At 44.2% G+C, this 14819-nt stretch carries 19 protein-coding genes; 9 read left to right on the plus strand and 10 right to left on the minus strand.

The annotated features are described in order from the left end of the window. The first annotated feature begins 154 nt into the window (after positions 1-154). Positions 155-2212 (plus strand): transglycosylase domain-containing protein, encoded by a 2058-nt coding sequence (locus R2B77_RS12510; protein WP_203248409.1) that lies wholly within the window; start codon positions 155-157, stop codon positions 2210-2212. Between the two features lie 479 nt (positions 2213-2691). Beyond that, positions 2692-2886 carry a hypothetical protein gene (locus tag R2B77_RS12515; RefSeq protein WP_322555713.1) on the plus strand — a complete coding sequence of 65 codons (195 nt, stop codon included), beginning with the start codon at positions 2692-2694 and terminating at the stop codon, positions 2884-2886. A 236-nt stretch (positions 2887-3122) separates the two neighbouring features. On the opposite strand, the gene R2B77_RS12520 is transcribed toward R2B77_RS12515, so the two are convergent. Continuing rightward, complete coding sequence (locus tag R2B77_RS12520) at positions 3123-3653, minus strand: YwhD family protein (RefSeq protein ID WP_212391741.1); 531 nt, start codon at positions 3651-3653, stop codon at positions 3123-3125. Positions 3654-3719: 66 nt separating this feature from the next. Here R2B77_RS12520 and R2B77_RS12525 point away from each other — a divergent pair, with 66 nt between their 5' ends. Continuing rightward, positions 3720-3905: a 2-hydroxymuconate tautomerase gene (locus R2B77_RS12525; protein ID WP_203248408.1), complete on the plus strand. Its 186-nt coding sequence runs from the start codon at positions 3720-3722 to the stop codon at positions 3903-3905. 55 nt (positions 3906-3960) lie between these two features. Here R2B77_RS12525 and R2B77_RS12530 read toward each other — a convergent pair whose 3' ends face one another. Together R2B77_RS12530 and R2B77_RS12535 are read right to left on the minus strand one after the other, a co-directional pair. Then, positions 3961-4467 (minus strand): YwgA family protein, encoded by a 507-nt coding sequence (locus tag R2B77_RS12530; RefSeq protein WP_203248407.1) that lies wholly within the window; start codon positions 4465-4467, stop codon positions 3961-3963. A 15-nt stretch (positions 4468-4482) separates the two neighbouring features. Then, on the minus strand, positions 4483-5781 hold the full coding sequence (locus R2B77_RS12535; protein ID WP_203248406.1) for an HD domain-containing protein: 1299 nt from the start codon (positions 5779-5781) through the stop codon (positions 4483-4485). A 211-nt stretch (positions 5782-5992) separates the two neighbouring features. Here R2B77_RS12535 and R2B77_RS12540 point away from each other — a divergent pair, with 211 nt between their 5' ends. Next, positions 5993-6628, plus strand: a complete 636-nt coding sequence (locus R2B77_RS12540; RefSeq protein WP_212391739.1) for an RsfA family transcriptional regulator — start codon at positions 5993-5995, stop codon at positions 6626-6628. Here the strand turns inward: R2B77_RS12540 and R2B77_RS12545 are convergent. From R2B77_RS12545 to pta, 3 genes are read right to left on the minus strand one after another with little or no spacing between them, the layout of a single operon-like run. Further along, a complete protein-coding gene (locus tag R2B77_RS12545; protein ID WP_203248405.1) occupies positions 6622-6786 on the minus strand; it encodes a hypothetical protein in 165 nt (54 codons plus the stop codon). The genes R2B77_RS12540 and R2B77_RS12545 overlap by 7 nt on opposite strands. After that, positions 6779-7621: a lipoate--protein ligase family protein gene (locus tag R2B77_RS12550; protein WP_203248404.1), complete on the minus strand. Its 843-nt coding sequence runs from the start codon at positions 7619-7621 to the stop codon at positions 6779-6781. Before R2B77_RS12550 ends, R2B77_RS12545 begins: the two co-directional genes overlap by 8 nt. A gap of 15 nt (positions 7622-7636) precedes the next feature. Further along, positions 7637-8608 carry a phosphate acetyltransferase gene (pta, locus tag R2B77_RS12555; RefSeq protein WP_203248403.1) on the minus strand — a complete coding sequence of 324 codons (972 nt, stop codon included), beginning with the start codon at positions 8606-8608 and terminating at the stop codon, positions 7637-7639. Positions 8609-8784: 176 nt separating this feature from the next. On the opposite strand from pta, the gene hemQ reads away from it, so the two are divergent. The 3 genes from hemQ to R2B77_RS12570 all read left to right on the plus strand — a co-directional run bounded on the left by hemQ (position 8785) and on the right by R2B77_RS12570 (position 10476). Then, positions 8785-9534 carry a hydrogen peroxide-dependent heme synthase gene (hemQ, locus tag R2B77_RS12560; protein ID WP_203248402.1) on the plus strand — a complete coding sequence of 250 codons (750 nt, stop codon included), beginning with the start codon at positions 8785-8787 and terminating at the stop codon, positions 9532-9534. Between the two features lie 86 nt (positions 9535-9620). Continuing rightward, entirely contained in the window at positions 9621-10064 is a 444-nt protein-coding gene (locus R2B77_RS12565) for a cell wall hydrolase (protein ID WP_212391745.1), read from the plus strand. Between the two features lie 34 nt (positions 10065-10098). Then, positions 10099-10476, plus strand: a complete 378-nt coding sequence (locus R2B77_RS12570; RefSeq protein WP_203248400.1) for a spore coat protein GerQ — start codon at positions 10099-10101, stop codon at positions 10474-10476. A 178-nt stretch (positions 10477-10654) separates the two neighbouring features. Here the strand turns inward: R2B77_RS12570 and R2B77_RS12575 are convergent, their stop codons facing one another. From R2B77_RS12575 to R2B77_RS12595, 4 genes are all read right to left on the minus strand, one after another. Continuing rightward, positions 10655-11035: a DUF423 domain-containing protein gene (locus R2B77_RS12575; protein ID WP_203248399.1), complete on the minus strand. Its 381-nt coding sequence runs from the start codon at positions 11033-11035 to the stop codon at positions 10655-10657. Positions 11036-11066: 31 nt separating this feature from the next. Then, positions 11067-11330, minus strand: coding sequence for a YwdI family protein (locus tag R2B77_RS12580; protein ID WP_203248398.1), 264 nt, complete (start codon positions 11328-11330; stop codon positions 11067-11069). 220 nt (positions 11331-11550) lie between these two features. Beyond that, positions 11551-12237 (minus strand): uracil-DNA glycosylase, encoded by a 687-nt coding sequence (locus R2B77_RS12590; RefSeq protein WP_203248397.1) that lies wholly within the window; start codon positions 12235-12237, stop codon positions 11551-11553. Beyond that, positions 12230-12997 (minus strand): DUF4230 domain-containing protein, encoded by a 768-nt coding sequence (locus R2B77_RS12595; protein ID WP_203248396.1) that lies wholly within the window; start codon positions 12995-12997, stop codon positions 12230-12232. Before R2B77_RS12595 ends, R2B77_RS12590 begins: the two co-directional genes overlap by 8 nt. A gap of 113 nt (positions 12998-13110) precedes the next feature. Here R2B77_RS12595 and R2B77_RS12600 point away from each other — a divergent pair, with 113 nt between their 5' ends. Further along, positions 13111-13377, plus strand: a complete 267-nt coding sequence (locus R2B77_RS12600; protein WP_203248395.1) for a hypothetical protein — start codon at positions 13111-13113, stop codon at positions 13375-13377. A gap of 62 nt (positions 13378-13439) precedes the next feature. Continuing rightward, complete coding sequence (thiD, locus tag R2B77_RS12605; protein ID WP_203248394.1) at positions 13440-14273, plus strand: bifunctional hydroxymethylpyrimidine kinase/phosphomethylpyrimidine kinase; 834 nt, start codon at positions 13440-13442, stop codon at positions 14271-14273. The last annotated feature ends 546 nt before the right edge of the window (positions 14274-14819 follow it).

Genomic DNA, 14819 nt, shown 5'->3' on the forward strand with positions numbered 1-14819 from the left:
CCTGCGCTTTTCTTAAGTACATCTTTTTATTATATCCTGTTTCCTTGCTAGATTTCAATCTATCTATAGCGATCGATGTTTTTATGTTCACCCCGTTTAATCTCTTTCCATGCGTCACATACTACACTTAACAACATCGACGGGACGGGATTGTATGCAACGGGTAGTGTATTTAAAAAAGGTAAAGAGACGCAAAGCTATCAAGCGGCTACTACTGCTCTCCGTTACGATGCTAACGGCGGTGCTAACCGTTTTCTTATTGCTTCGCTTATATGCGCAGGTAACGGGAGCGCCTTCTTTAAGCGTGCCAAAAGCTTCCGTCTTTCTCGATAAGAATGGCAAACAAATTGGCGATCGCTTCACAGCTGAGCGGCGTTATTGGGTTGATCTTGACGATATGTCTCCCTTTCTAATTGATGCGGTCATTGCGACGGAAGATAAAAATTTTTACAGCCATAATGGCTTTGATTACCGACGGATTGCAGGAGCTTTGCTGAAGGATGCCAAGGCTGGACGCAAAGTCGAGGGAGCTAGCACAATTACCCAGCAATACGCTAAAAATTTATATTTAACGTTTGAAAAGACATGGAAACGGAAATTTGACGAGGCACTCTACGCGTACCGAATGGAAATATTTTATGACAAAGATGTTATTTTAGAAGGCTATATGAATACCGTTTATTTTGGCCATGGTATGTATGGTGTCGAGGCAGCTAGCAAATTTTATTTTGGAAAGCCTGCGAAAGATTTGACGCTAGAAGAATCTGCCGTCATCGTAGCGATTGCCAAGGGACCTTCGATTTATTCACCTATCGAAAATCCGGAAAGATCGGAGGAGCGGAAAACGCTTGTCCTTTCTCTTATGGAAGCACAGGGATACATTACTGCACGGCAAGAAGAGCGGGCAAATCTTGAACAAATTACATTGAAGACACGTGAATGGGCAGATTCGAAGCGCGTTGCACCCTACTTTTTGGATGAAGTATGGCGAGAAGCAGAAAAAGTACTCACTGCCAAGGGACGCTCCCCTGCTGAAGGTGGCTGGACTATCCGCACAACATTGGACCCACATCACCAGCAAAGTGCGGAGGAAGTAATCGCTAAGTGGATGCCAGACAATGATTTACAAGTTGGCTTTATGTCTATTGAACCGGAAACTGGCTATATCACGTCACTTGTTGGTGGGGTTGATTACACGGAAAGCCCATTTAACCGAGCAACACAAGCAAAGCGTCAGCCTGGTTCTGCCATGAAACCTGTGTTGTATGCCGCGGCACTTGAAGAGGGATTCAATCCACTCACATTTTTATCGACTGAAAAGACTATCTTCACTTATGATGAAGGACGCTCAACATATGAACCGAGCAATGTTAACGGTAAGTTTGCTGGGCATCCTATTTCACTTGCACAGGCACTCGCCATTTCTGATAATATTTTTGCAGTCAAAACGCTCGAAGAAATTGGCTATAAAAAGTTTAGTAAAATGGCAGAAAGGTTGGGCGTTGACGCCACATTCCCTGAATCACCTGCTGTTGCGCTCGGCACATCAGACGTCACACTGTCCGATATGACAAGCGCTTATAATCGAATTGCATCAGGTGGCACCGAAATTAAACCGATGACGATTCTATCCATTGCAGATTCCGAGGGCAAAACGGTGTACGAGCATCCAAAACAAAGCAAGAAGCATGTAATTTCTGAACAGGATGCATCTGTTCTTACCCATTTAATGACAGGCATGTTCGACCCTGTATTCAATGATTATTCTTCCTCCACGGGACTTTCCATGCGTCAAAAACAGACACGGCCCTATGCGGCGAAATCCGGATCAACGATTTCTGATCAATACTTAATCGGCTTCACACCTTCGCTAACAGCGGGAATTTGGACAGGCTTTGACGTTGGTAAACAGTTAGCCGATGCGCAGGATAAAGCTGCTTCCAAAAAAATATGGATTGATTTCATGGAAACAGTGCATAGCGGTAAGCCGGCCGAGCCATTCATCCCCCCAGAAGGAGTTAATGGAGTCATCGTCGATGTGGAAACAGGCGGCATCGCGGTAAATGAGTGCGAAAAACAGCGGCTCGTTTACGTCAAGGAGAAGGATATGCCTCAAAGATTGTGCACAGACAAAACGTTGAGAGAGCAGCGATCATCTGGCGAAGGTGACAGCGATAAGCTCGAACTATTTCCGTTTTCGTTTTTTGAGTGAGTCAGTGAAACTTTGATGATTTTGTTGGAAACCACGACGTTTGTTGCACACTTGCGCGATATGGTTTCACACTTTGCTGATTTCGTTGGAAACCACAACGGTTGTTGCACACTTTGGCGATTTCGTTGGACACTTTACGGAGGTTGTTGGAAACCGCGACGTTTGTTGCACACTTGCGCGAAATGGTTGCACACTTTGCTGATTTCGTTGGAAACCACAACGGTTGTTGCACACTTTGGCGATTTCGTTGAACACTTTACTGATTTTGTTGGAAACCGCGACGTTTGTTGCACACTTGCGCGAAATGGTTGCACACTTGGCTGATTTCGTTGGAAACCACAACGGTTGTTGCACACTTTGGCGATTTCGTTGAACACTTTACTGATTTTGTTGGAAACCGCGACGTTTGTTGCACACTTGCGCGAAATGGTTGCACACTTGGCTGATTTCGTTGGAAACCACAACGGTTGTTGCACACTTTGGCGATTTCGTTGGACACTTTACTGATTTTGTTGGAAACCGCGACGTTTGTTGCACACTTGCGCGAAATGGTTGCACACTTGGACGATTTCGTTGCACACTTTACTGATTTCGTTGGAAACCACAACGTTTGTTGCACACTCGCGCGAAATGGTTGCACACTTGGACGATTTCGTTGGACACTGTTCGACTGACAATCAAAAAAGCTTTCTTCTCTTGAAATCATTCAAGGGAAGAAAGCTTTTTTACCGTCCAGGCCATCCTGCCAAATACTATATCGCGCTTGGGTTTGTTTGATACGATACTTGTTAGAAAATGCACCATTCCGGTTGTCCTAGCTTACAAGTACAAGCTATATTTTTAGTGTACTTCCTTTCAGTCGGACATTCAACCTCCGAAAGGGAACTATGCGAAAACTGTCACAGATTGTTCATAATTCTGGCGATTCTACACCGAGATCAGCATGTAACTTCGCTTCACTGCGCTCCCACATCTCTTTATTATGGCCTGAAAGAAAATCTGCAAGAATTTTTTTAGATTTATCATCCATATTATCAACCATAATATGGCGCTTCATCGACTTATCCATTCGGTTGACGTGATCCGCTAGCACTTTATAGCCGCGACGTTTTTCACGATTCACGACCATTTCACAAGCTGTGACACCTGCGTAATAAGGACCATCTTCTTTAAAATCAATCGTCACCCAGACGAGCCAGTACGGTTTACCGCCAGCCGAGTCCTCACGGTTCAGTGTGAATTTAATGCCGCGCTCCGTATCACTTCTTGCGTGCATGGCCCCAATTTCAATCTTGGCAAGCCCTTCATCAACGTCAATAATGACAGGCGACACGTTTTCTAACGACAATGATCCAATTCCGAATCCTTTATGTCCATCGGTCGGATCATCTTTTATTATAGTGAAACCCATTTTTTGTTTCGGTTTTTGCTCATTCGTCATTCGTTACCCCTCCAACTCTGGTAGTATATACACTATACCGAATATATGCGGAGAGGGGGAACTGGAATGCCTTATGTAACTGTAAAGATGTTGGAAGGTCGTACAGAGGAGCAAAAACGCGCACTTTGCGAAAAAGTAACGGAGGCTGTTGCTGAAACAACTGGCGCGCCTGTCGAAAACGTTGTCGTCTTTATCGAAGAAATGCCAACAAATCATTATGCTGTCGCTGGAAAACGTTTTAGTGATCAATAATTCTTCATTAAAAATAGGCTGTCCCATTTTCGAGTTCAAATGGGACAGCCTTATTTCATTGCACAGAACAGCGTTGCAGTTCAGCGATGAAGTCGAATGCATCCGACATCTCCTGCTCAGAGAAGTTCAACTTACTTTTTACAATGTGCACTTTTGCTATCTGCTCATTCTTATCGAGGTGATCGAAATAGAGCAATGTCGATACTAGTTCAAGGAACCTCGAGCTTTTACCATTCATCATATCTACACAAACTGCTAGTGTTTCATGCGGAGTTTTGGCTGTTTCAAGAAAACTTGTCCCTTCCTCCGTCGTTGTATAGCTATATTGAACATACGAGCCCTTGTCCACACATTGTTCCGCCAGAAAACCCATCGCGCATAGTTCCTCTATACGTAGCGTCAATTCCTCTGAATAAGGACCATACATATGCAGTTCATATTTTTCTGCAAACGGGAAATTCATCTTTTTTGCGATATAAATCATTTTTTGTATCTTTTTTCTACCCTTCACTTCATTCGCAATTGAAATGAATTGCACAATCTTGGCATGCTCCTGCAACAAGAGAACCACTCCCTTCTACCCTTCTAATATATGTAAAATTTTTCTGTATAACGGATTTTGGTCTTTCCCTTCATTCAACAAGTCTTCCGGGAAATAGATTTTATGATCTGTTCGTTTTTTACCCGAAATCGCATCTACGATATCCGATGACCGTGATAACTCGCTCAAGTCGCCGTTTGGCATTTGCAGGTAGATCGGTAGACGCTCATTTTCTTCACCTGGGCGATAGAAATCATACGGTAAATCTGACGATGAATCTGCGACAAGATAATAAGTTGGATCAATGCCTGCCTGTTTAAACAATTGTTCCAGCTCACCAATTTTCCGGTATTCCGTCGCTGGGTCGAATTCTGCATATTGGAAGAGCCTTCTGTTAATAAACCGATAGCAAAGATCTGAGAGAATCGCGTCCTCTTCCTTCATCCAAATCTGAAAATAGGTCAATAAAATACTTTCATCGAGTGCTATATAATCCTCCAGTTCGAATGTCCGATCAAAAAACGAACGAAAATGGGTCGGTTCTTGTTTGAAAATATAACCCTCATCGTGTAAATGCTTTGCGCGATGTAAAATTTTCGTCAAAATGACTTCTGCGCTGCGTGATACAGGATGAAAATAAACTTGCCAATACATTTGGTAACGGCTCATGATGTAATCTTCCACGGCGTGCATCCCGCTATATTTAATGACTGCTTGTTCTTCTGCTGGTCGCATGACACGCAAAATACGCTCCATATCAAAATGCCCGTATGATACACCGGTAAAATAAGCATCCCGCTGTAAATAATCCATTCGGTCCGCGTCAATTTGGCTGGATATAAGGCTGATCACAAGCTTATCTGGATACGTTTTTCCGATAACATCCGCTACTTTTTGCGGGAAATCAGGTGCCACACATCGGAGTACACCATTCACTTCCGTATCGCCTAGCAAAATGGCTTGTGTAAATTGTTCGTGATCGAGATTGAATACCTTTTCAAATGCATGCGAAAACGGACCATGTCCAAGATCATGTAACAGCGCTGCGCATAATGTGACAAGTCGTTCCTCATTGTTCCATTCGGGTCTATGACTAAAACCATCATCAATGATGCGTCGAACGATTTCATAGACACCTAGTGAATGATGGAACCGACTATGTTCTGCACCGTGAAACACAAGATAAGTCGTCCCAAGCTGCCGAATCCGGCGAAGACGTTGGAATTCGCTTGTACCAATTACGTCCCAAATGACTTTGTCGCGCACATGGATATAGCGGTGCACCGGGTCTTTGAAAACTTTTTCTTCGATTAGTTTTTCATCTTTGTAATCCATCATGCACCTCCAATCAATTACGCCACTGCGTAGTTTCAAATCAACTCAATATTCTTAGTATAGTCAATCCTGCTCCTGGTTGGAAGATGGAAAAAGAATCATTTGAATGAAATAAAAGATAGAATGCTTTTTTCCTTATGAATAAAATAGAGCAACCCTGTCCACACTGATCGTAGAAAGAAACTATGAACATATGGTAGGAGGCACGGAAATGGTGAAAGTTAGACAGGATGCTTGGATTGAAGAGAACGATATTTTATTGGCAGAGACGGTGTTGCGACATGTTCGTGAGGGGAGCACACAGCTAAGCGCCTTTGAGGAAGTCGGCGATGCGCTCAACCGAACTGCTGCTGCTTGTGGATTCAGGTGGAATGCCGTCGTCAGACAGGACTATGAAAAAGAGCTAGTTGATGCAAAAAAAGAGCGTAAGCAAGCCATTCGTGTCCTTGGCAAGGATTTCAAACGACGTGGACAGCAATTGTATAGCCCTTCTCAGGGGAATCAAGAAGACCAAATGACAGCCGTTCCTTTATCGGCATTATCGCTCGATACAGTTATTGCCTACCTCGTCCGAATGCATCACACAGGCGTTGGCGATAGCGAGTCATTGCGTTGGAGACAAACCGCCAAAATCGCCACCGATAAGTCGGATAGGCTTGAAAAAGAAATCGAAAAGCTTCAACAGGAAAACAAAACACTACGCTCTGATTATGAGCAATTCGTTCAAATTATGAATCGTGCCCGCCGTCTCGTAACACTCGAAGACGAAACAGATCGCACTGCTCCTGTCTTTACGATGGAGCAAAACGGTAACCTGGTCAGCAAAGAACCGCCAATCAATCACTGATTGGCGGTTTTTTCTTGCGGCTGATTAGGGAGAACGTTGTTTAGTTTTACGATAACGTTGAATACTTCAGCAAAAACGTTGTTTAGTTTTGCGATAACGTTAAATACTTCGGCAAAAACGTTGTTTAGTTCAATCATAACGACACTTTTGTCACTCATGCACCAACATTTTTTGATTACGTTCAACTACACGATTTAAATAAAATGTGTAGAGTTCCATTTCCTCCGGTTTGAAGCCGCCCATTTCTACTTCTTCGGCGAGCTCGCGCAGCAACAGCTGCAGACGAATGACGACATCATTGACGGTAAGCGGCAGCTCTAGTAATTGTGCGAGAGAGGCCATCACTTCAGGCTTGATAACCGGGTAACTGAACTTTGTCTCTGCCCCCTGCAAACCAATCTCATACAAGTCTCGAATCAATTCAGCCCGTTCAGCCCCGCTGCCTTCGATGCATAAATAGACTTGCACAGCGATACCTTGGCGCAATCTCCGCTGTGAAATACCGGCGAATTTACGCCCGCCAATGCTAAGATCGTATGAGCCAGGACAGTATGAGCCAACAATTTCATAAGCCTCGATACGGTCACCTGCCTCCGGAAAGAGTTTACGAACGAATGCCAGCATCGCTTCGTAGCCTGCCGGAATGTCGATAGCACCGTCGCGTTCCGATAACACAAGGGATATATTCAATACTCCATTATCAAGTACGACTGCGAGACCACCCGAGTTACGCACAATGACGTTGTACCCTGCATTCTCAAGCATCGGAATGGCTTCTGCGATATGCGGAAGACGATGATCTTGAATGCCGAGAACGACAGTTTTGTCATGCACCCATGTGCGCACAGTTGGACTACTCATTTGTTGTCCGACGAGCTGACAAAGCGTATCGTCCGCAGCGAAAGACTCTAACGCAGAACGAGTGCGCGCTGTCATAGATTCATCTATGAGGCGCCATTGTGGAATTTGTAACAATGATTCATAGTGTGCCATTTGAAATTCTCCTACTTATAGACTTTGTGCCGCAGTGATAAGGGCTAGCTTGTAAACATCGTCTGCCGAACAACCGCGGGATAGGTCGTTGACTGGTGCATTCAATCCTTGCAAAATCGGTCCAATCGCCTCGTAGCCACCGAGGCGCTCTGTTAATTTATAGCCGATATTCCCTGCTTCAAGTGATGGGAAGACGAAGACATTGGCATCCCCTTGAATAATTGAACCTGGGGCTTTTTTGGCAGCAATTTCTGGTACATAGGCCGCATCAAATTGAAATTCACCATCCAGTGGTAAATCGGGTGCAATTTCTTTGGCGATTGCCACTGCCTCTGCTACCTTCTCCGTTTCTGGTGTGACAGCTGAACCCTTCGTCGAAAAACTCAACATCGCGACGCGTGGGTCAATGCCGAAGGATTGTGCCGTTTTCGCACTAGCCACTGCAATTTCCGCTAGCTCTTGCGCTGTCGGTGCAACTGTAATCGCACAATCTGCAAAGACTAGGCGCTCCTCGCCCTTCATCATAATAAACGCTCCGCTTGTCCTTGAAATGCCCGGCTTCGTTTTAATAATTTGAAGTGCTGGACGCACTGTGTCTGCTGTCGAATGGACAGCACCGCTGACGAGTCCATCTGCACGCCCTGTGAAAATCAGCATCGTGCCAAAGTAATTGACATCCTTCAATTGCTCGCGCGCTTGCTCCAAAGTAGCTTTTCCATTGCGGCGTTCAACGAACTTTTCAGCAAGCTCTTCGAAATAAGGTGCCTTCACCGGATCAATAATTGTTATTGCTGAAATATCTATTGCTGCTACACTTGCCGCTTGTATCACTTCTACTTCATTGCCAAGCAATATAGGTTTCACAAGTCCTTCAGTCTGAAGTCGCGACGCCGCTTCTAGTACGCGTGCATCTGTTCCTTCAGGTAAAATAATCGTTTTTTCATGGTCACGTAAGCTATCTTGAATGTTCGTAAAAAGATTTGTCATCTCTATCACCTTTCTTCGCTATCTTATACACTTAGCATACACGACTTAAGTCGTCGATAACAGTAGGACACTTCATGTCAAATTCGTGACAACGACACATTTCAACAGCGTTTTCTCATCCAACTATGCTACACTCGATTGAGAAGTAAATTCATGATGAAGGAGTTTGATTTCATATGATTGAAGCAGCACAAACACTGGATGGCTGGTACGTACTACACGATTTACGCACAATGGACTGGGCATCATGGAAACGGATTTCACCAGAGCAACGCCAAGCAGCAGTGGAGGAATTTCTTGTCTATCTCGAAAAACTCCAACAAGCAGATGATGAAAAAACAGGCGCACATGCTTTTTATACAGTAGTTGGTCAAAAGGCAGATTTCATGCTGATGACATTACGTCCAACAATGGACGAAATCCAAGCACTTGAAACAGAATTTAATAAACTCGCAATCGCTGATTTTACAATTCCAGCATACTCTTATGTGTCCGTTGTTGAATTGTCGAACTATCTGGCAGGCGAGTCTACTGAAGACCCTTACCAAAACCCATACGTTCGTGGACGTTTGTATCCTGAGCTACAACGCAGCCAATATATCTGCTTCTATCCAATGGATAAAAAGCGTGATGGTGACGTGAACTGGTACACACTTGATATGGACAAACGTAAAGCATTAATGCGCGATCACGGTTTAATAGGCCGTAGTTATGCAGGGAAAGTGAAGCAAATCATTTCTGGTTCTGTCGGTTTTGACGACTACGAATGGGCTGTCACATTGTTCTCAGATGATGTTCTACAGTTCAAAAAATTGATCTATGAAATGCGTTTTGATGAAGTAAGTGCTCGCTATGCGGAGTTCGGCTCATTCTTTGTCGGTACGATTTTAGAGGGCGATAAAAAAGCGGAGTTTTTCAATTTGTAAGTAATTCCACATCCAACCGTTCAACTGACCGCGTTCAGTTGAACGGTTTTTTCTGTCAGTAGGCATTTATGAGGCATACACTGCATATGATTCCCCAAGGGGGTTATTTCGTGGCGGTGGTAAAATATAACGAGGCTCAATTGGATATGCTGGCACGGCTCATGCGGGCGGAAGCAGAGGGCGATGGTCAATTAGGAATGCTCTTGGTCGGTAATGTTGGCGTAAACCGTGTACTTGCAGATTGTCTAGATTTCAGAGACATTCGTAATTTGGAAGAGATGGTATTCCAGCGTCCCGGCGGCTTTGAAGCGACGACAAAAAGTTATTTTTATCAGCGAGCACGCGAAATGGATAGAAATCTTGCAAGACGAGTGATTAACGGGGAACGCTTCACCCCTGGCGAGCGGTCCTTATGGTTTTTCATGCCAGCCGGCGAATGTCCCGCACAATGGTATGGCCAATGGAATACTGGCAGATTTAAGTCACACTGTTTCTTTTCACCGACAGTAGCAGACTGCCCTACCGTTTAAAACTATCTAAATCACAATCTGAAAGGATGAAGAAATGGTCCAATATTATTGGAACCCTACCTATCAAAATCAACATATCACACCGCCACCAGTCACAATTCCAAACGGCGGAAGACCTCCTAGTCCTGGCATGTCTGTCGGGCCACTCCCAGGGCCACCCGCACGCGAGCAGTCATACATCGAAAACATTTTACGGCTGAACATTGGTCAACCCGGTATCTTTAATTTCTCCTTTGAACATGCACTAGAGTCTGGCGTGAATACAAAACGCATTGTTGGAACTGTCGTAGCTGCCGGTCGCGACCACGTCATCCTAAACGAAACAGCAACCGGCCATGAATTCCTATTCCCTATGATTTATTTTGATTACGCAGAGTTTACGGGTAAAATAAACTATTTCCCTCAAGCTTGAATCAATTACGCCGGAGGCTTTATCTTGATCCGGTAGGTGTTATGACACCTGCTGAATAGGGATACAAAACCGCATTCATCTCCCCTATAGAGGTTGGGGTCTTCTGCCGAATGAAGATAAAAAATCTTCCGTCTGCCTAGTAGGGCTCACGGAAGATTTTTGTGTTCATTGTTCAATATTAGTTTGTATATTTAACCGCTGCGATTATCAACATAATCCAACCTGCGATGAATGCAACGCCGCCAATTGGCGTGATAGCGCCGAGTATACCGATTCCTGATAGACTCAATACATATAAGCTACCTGAGAATATGATGATGCCTGCAAGCAGTAAATAACCCGCCCATGTTAACTGTGTCGATGCGCCGAGCAGCGATGAGCTCATGAGGATTCCGACAGCAAGCAGTCCAATTGCATGAAACATTTGATACTGGACAGCCGTTTCCCAAATAGCTAAATAATGTTCAGAGAGCTTTTCCTTTAGTGCGTGTGCACCAAACGCACCGAGCGCGACAGCAATTGCTGCGTTGACAGCACCTGCGATAATGAAAAATGGCATTGTTTTTTCCTACTTTCTTGTTATGAATCAATCAAAAATCAAATAACGAGCCACCGTTTGCATCATCTTCCACAAGCGGCTTTCCTTCTAATGAAGATATGGACTGTACATCGGGTGCTATAATCGTTTTCGGGACAATCTTCTCTTCTTGCCTAGCACTATTTTCGCCAATCGCAACTTCACAGAGTGACCTAATTGCCGACAAAGCCTCACGCATGGTGCGCTCATCAATTGCACGCTTCGCCACGCCCAATTGGCGTTCCATTTCTGAGATGATGCGGTCATATGAAATCACCGTTTCACATCCCCCTTCTTTTGTAAAAATTTCAAACAATCCATGCCAGATGATCGCTTCACGACGACCGACGGCAATTCCCGTGTTTTGAACTCGTACGCCTTACATCCACGCGGATTTCGCCGGTCCCAAGTTACAAAGAAATGCTGGCATTGAAAACAATTGACAGCCATTTCGGTCACCTCTATTCATTTCCACTTTATCACGGTAGACGTGTAAATTAAAGCACTCCACCCGTTCTACTCCAATCAATCATCCCTTCATCCCACGACTTTAAAATCTCATTAGTCGCCGAATACGGACGACTGCCAAGAAATCCACGACTTGCGCTAAGTGGGCTGGGATGAACCGATTCGATTACCGCATGTCGTGATAAATCAATCAGCTTTTTCTTCTCCTGTGCAGGGCGCCCCCATAAAACGAACACAATCGGCTTTTCTCGTTCTGACAACTTCCGAATGACCCCATCCGTAAATGTTTCCCACCCCTGCTTACGATGTGAATGAGCTTGTCCTTGCTGCACGGTCAACACCGTATTCAGCATGAGTACACCTTGCTGCGCCCAGCCAGTCAACGTTCCACTTTCGGGAATCGCACAACCAATATCTGCCGACAGCTCCTTAAACATATTGCGCAAACTTGGCGGAATTTTCACGCCTGGCTGCACAGAAAAGCTCAACCCATGCGCTTGTCCAGGTCCGTGATACGGATCTTGTCCTAAAATGACAACCTTCACCTCATTGAACAGTGTGTATTGAAAAGCCGTCCAAACATCATCCATTTGTGGATAAATCGTTTGCTTTTCATATTCTTTTTCAAGAAATTGTTGCAACTTCACATAATACGGTTTCGTAAATTCTTCCTGCAACACTGTATCCCAGTCATTACCGAAAATCTTTTTATTCATCATTCATCTTGTCCTTAAACTCAATTGTCACATCATACCCTGCGAATGAAAACATTTCCCGCAGCGTCTTTTCGGCATTCTGTTGCGCCATCGTTAGCACGCCTTGTCCCACCGTTTCTTCCAATATCAGCTCTTTCGCTTCCTCAGCAATCTCATAGCCCTCTTTGATATCCGCTTTTTCACGGAAAAGCCCTTCATAGGAGTATACTTCTACTTTATCAAAATAAATTTCTGCCCCACCTAAAAAAGTTGCAGGCGGTAATGTCAGCTTGGCCGTTTTATTCTCTTCATCAATCACAACATCTTTTTCTGTCAAACCAGACATGTTGACGCCCGCCTTTACGGATCCCGGAATGACAACTAGCAGCTGGCGTTTCGTGCCTGGCAAATTAAGTCCGATGCTTTGTCCAAACAACTTATTATCTTCGCGCTCAAGAATGACTTTCGTATAAGCCTCCGCTGTGGCAAGCTCGTTCAATTCTTGGATTTGCTCTAAAAACGCACCCTTCTGTTCCGTATATGTGCTACCTTGTTTAAGTATAAAAAATGTGATAAACGGTAAACTGACAATGAGTAATATAATCAGCAACGCGATGACTATAAATGATTTTTTCCATACTGAAAAGAATAGTTTCCCAGCCCGCCAAAAGCCAAATGGTCGGTCACTGACTTCATCCACCGTCACCGCTGATTCCTTTTGAGCAGCTTGTAATTCTTTTAACAACTGCTCTCTATCATCCGTTTTCTTTCCTTTTTTCATATCATCCCTCTTTTCCACTTCTTTCGACACTATCTTATACGTTTACATTATAGGAAAGTTGCGGTGCAAACAACTAGAAAGACATGGTACGATTGTCTGAGGGAGAGATGCATATGGCAGATATACAATTACGAGAAAAAATCAAAAAAATAGCAGCTGCTGCAAAGCAAAGCGAAAACATACCTGAACGCTCTAAAAATATCGGGCTCGTTATTTTCCTTATTCTGTTTGGTAGTGGAATCCTCGTGCTTGTCGCACTTGCTGTCGGGCTGATGATAAACACCCATTTCATAAGTGCTGTCGTGGTATTCCTGATTGCAATGCTTCTCACGTATTCCATTATTAAAATGATGACTGCTGAAGACATTCCACCTTTGTAATTTTGGAGTTATTTGATAAGATTACATTCATAATTCATTCCAAACAAAAGGAGACTTCAATTATGACGTTGAAAAAAACTTTAACAATCGCAGGTTCCGATACATCAGGCGGTGCTGGAATTCAGGCCGATTTAAAAACATTCCAGGAGCATGGAACATATGGCATGACGGCTGTTACTGTCGTCGTCACGATGGACCCAGACAATAGCTGGTCTCACGGCGTGTATTCATTACCTGTTGATGTCTTGAAGGCGCAAATTAAAACAGCTCTTTCGACAGGCATCGATGCTATTAAAACAGGTATGCTTAGCACGGAGGAAATCATTGAAATTGCGGGTAGCGCGATTGCAGAGTCCGGTCTTGACCATGTTGTCATCGACCCAGTTATGGTTTGCAAAGGCGAAGATGAAGTACTGAACCCTGGTACAGTTGGCGCAATGGTGGAGTTCCTTCTACCAAAAGCAGAAATCGTCACACCAAACTTGTTCGAAGCAGGACAGCTTGCAGGAACAAAAACACCTAAAACGATTGAGGATATGAAAACAGTCGCGGCGAAAATCCATTCACTAGGCGCTCGTAACGTTGTCATCAAAGGCGGCAAGCAGCTTGAGCATGCTAAAGCGGTAGACCTATTTTACGATGGTACAACGTTCACACTGCTCGAAGCAGAAAAGACTACAACACATTATAATCACGGTGCAGGCTGTACGTTTGCAGCAGCCATCACAGCGAATCTCGCAAATGGTTTAGCAGTGAAAGAAGCTGTATTGGAAGCGAAAAAATTCGTCTCCGCCGCAATTGCCAACGGCTGGAAGCTAAACGAATATGTCGGACCTGTCATGCACGGCGCAAAAAACCGTTTTGACGCACCAGCAATTACGACAACTGAAGTGTAATACAATAGAGAAATGCCAGGGGATTTTGCAATATCCTCTTGGCGTTTTTTCGTTGGAGTCATTTCACTTTTCGTTGGACACTTGCCCGATTTCGTTGGAGACTTTTCACTTTTGGTTGGACACTTTCTGCTTCGTTGGACACTTTTCCGATTTCGTTGCACACTTCACTGGTTTCGTTGGAAACTTTCCACTTTTTTGTTGGACACTTTCTGCTTCGTTGGACACTTTTCCGATTTCGTTGCACACTTCACTGGTTTCGTTGGAAACTTTCCACTTTTTTGTTGGACACTTTCTGCTTCGTTGGACACTTTTCCGATTTCGTTGCACACTTCACTGGTTTCGTTGGAGACTTTCCACTTTTCGTTGGACACTTTCAGCTTGGTTGCACACTTTCCTATTTTCGTTGGACACTTCTCAGATTTGGTTGCACACTCTCAGCTTGGTTGCACTCTTTCCCACTTTGGTTGGACACTCCTAAGATTTAGTTGCACACTTGTTACTTTTCCTTGGACACTTCCGCATAACCAGATAATCAGTTGAACTCTC

The organism is Sporosarcina beigongshangi, assembly GCF_033485195.1.
Lineage (GTDB): Bacteria > Bacillota > Bacilli > Bacillales_A > Planococcaceae > Sporosarcina > Sporosarcina beigongshangi.

Excerpts from the sequence above, each read along its gene's own strand:
- R2B77_RS12545 (WP_203248405.1), bottom strand. The coding sequence starts at position 6,786 with ATGAGTGACAAAAGTGTCGTTATGATTGAACTAAACAACGTTTTTGCC.
- R2B77_RS12510 (WP_203248409.1), top strand. The coding sequence starts at position 155 with ATGCAACGGGTAGTGTATTTAAAAAAGGTAAAGAGACGCAAAGCTATC.
- R2B77_RS12590 (WP_203248397.1), bottom strand. The coding sequence starts at position 12,237 with ATGAATAAAAAGATTTTCGGTAATGACTGGGATACAGTGTTGCAGGAA.
- hemQ (WP_203248402.1), top strand. The coding sequence starts at position 8,785 with ATGATTGAAGCAGCACAAACACTGGATGGCTGGTACGTACTACACGAT.
- R2B77_RS12540 (WP_212391739.1), top strand. The coding sequence starts at position 5,993 with ATGGTGAAAGTTAGACAGGATGCTTGGATTGAAGAGAACGATATTTTA.
- pta (WP_203248403.1), bottom strand. The coding sequence starts at position 8,608 with ATGACAAATCTTTTTACGAACATTCAAGATAGCTTACGTGACCATGAA.
- R2B77_RS12600 (WP_203248395.1), top strand. The coding sequence starts at position 13,111 with ATGGCAGATATACAATTACGAGAAAAAATCAAAAAAATAGCAGCTGCT.
- R2B77_RS12550 (WP_203248404.1), bottom strand. The coding sequence starts at position 7,621 with ATGGCACACTATGAATCATTGTTACAAATTCCACAATGGCGCCTCATA.
- R2B77_RS12575 (WP_203248399.1), bottom strand. The coding sequence starts at position 11,035 with ATGCCATTTTTCATTATCGCAGGTGCTGTCAACGCAGCAATTGCTGTC.
- R2B77_RS12570 (WP_203248400.1), top strand. The coding sequence starts at position 10,099 with ATGGTCCAATATTATTGGAACCCTACCTATCAAAATCAACATATCACA.
- R2B77_RS12525 (WP_203248408.1), top strand. The coding sequence starts at position 3,720 with ATGCCTTATGTAACTGTAAAGATGTTGGAAGGTCGTACAGAGGAGCAA.
- thiD (WP_203248394.1), top strand. The coding sequence starts at position 13,440 with ATGACGTTGAAAAAAACTTTAACAATCGCAGGTTCCGATACATCAGGC.
- R2B77_RS12535 (WP_203248406.1), bottom strand. The coding sequence starts at position 5,781 with ATGGATTACAAAGATGAAAAACTAATCGAAGAAAAAGTTTTCAAAGAC.
- R2B77_RS12595 (WP_203248396.1), bottom strand. The coding sequence starts at position 12,997 with ATGAAAAAAGGAAAGAAAACGGATGATAGAGAGCAGTTGTTAAAAGAA.
- R2B77_RS12520 (WP_212391741.1), bottom strand. The coding sequence starts at position 3,653 with ATGACGAATGAGCAAAAACCGAAACAAAAAATGGGTTTCACTATAATA.
- R2B77_RS12565 (WP_212391745.1), top strand. The coding sequence starts at position 9,621 with ATGATTCCCCAAGGGGGTTATTTCGTGGCGGTGGTAAAATATAACGAG.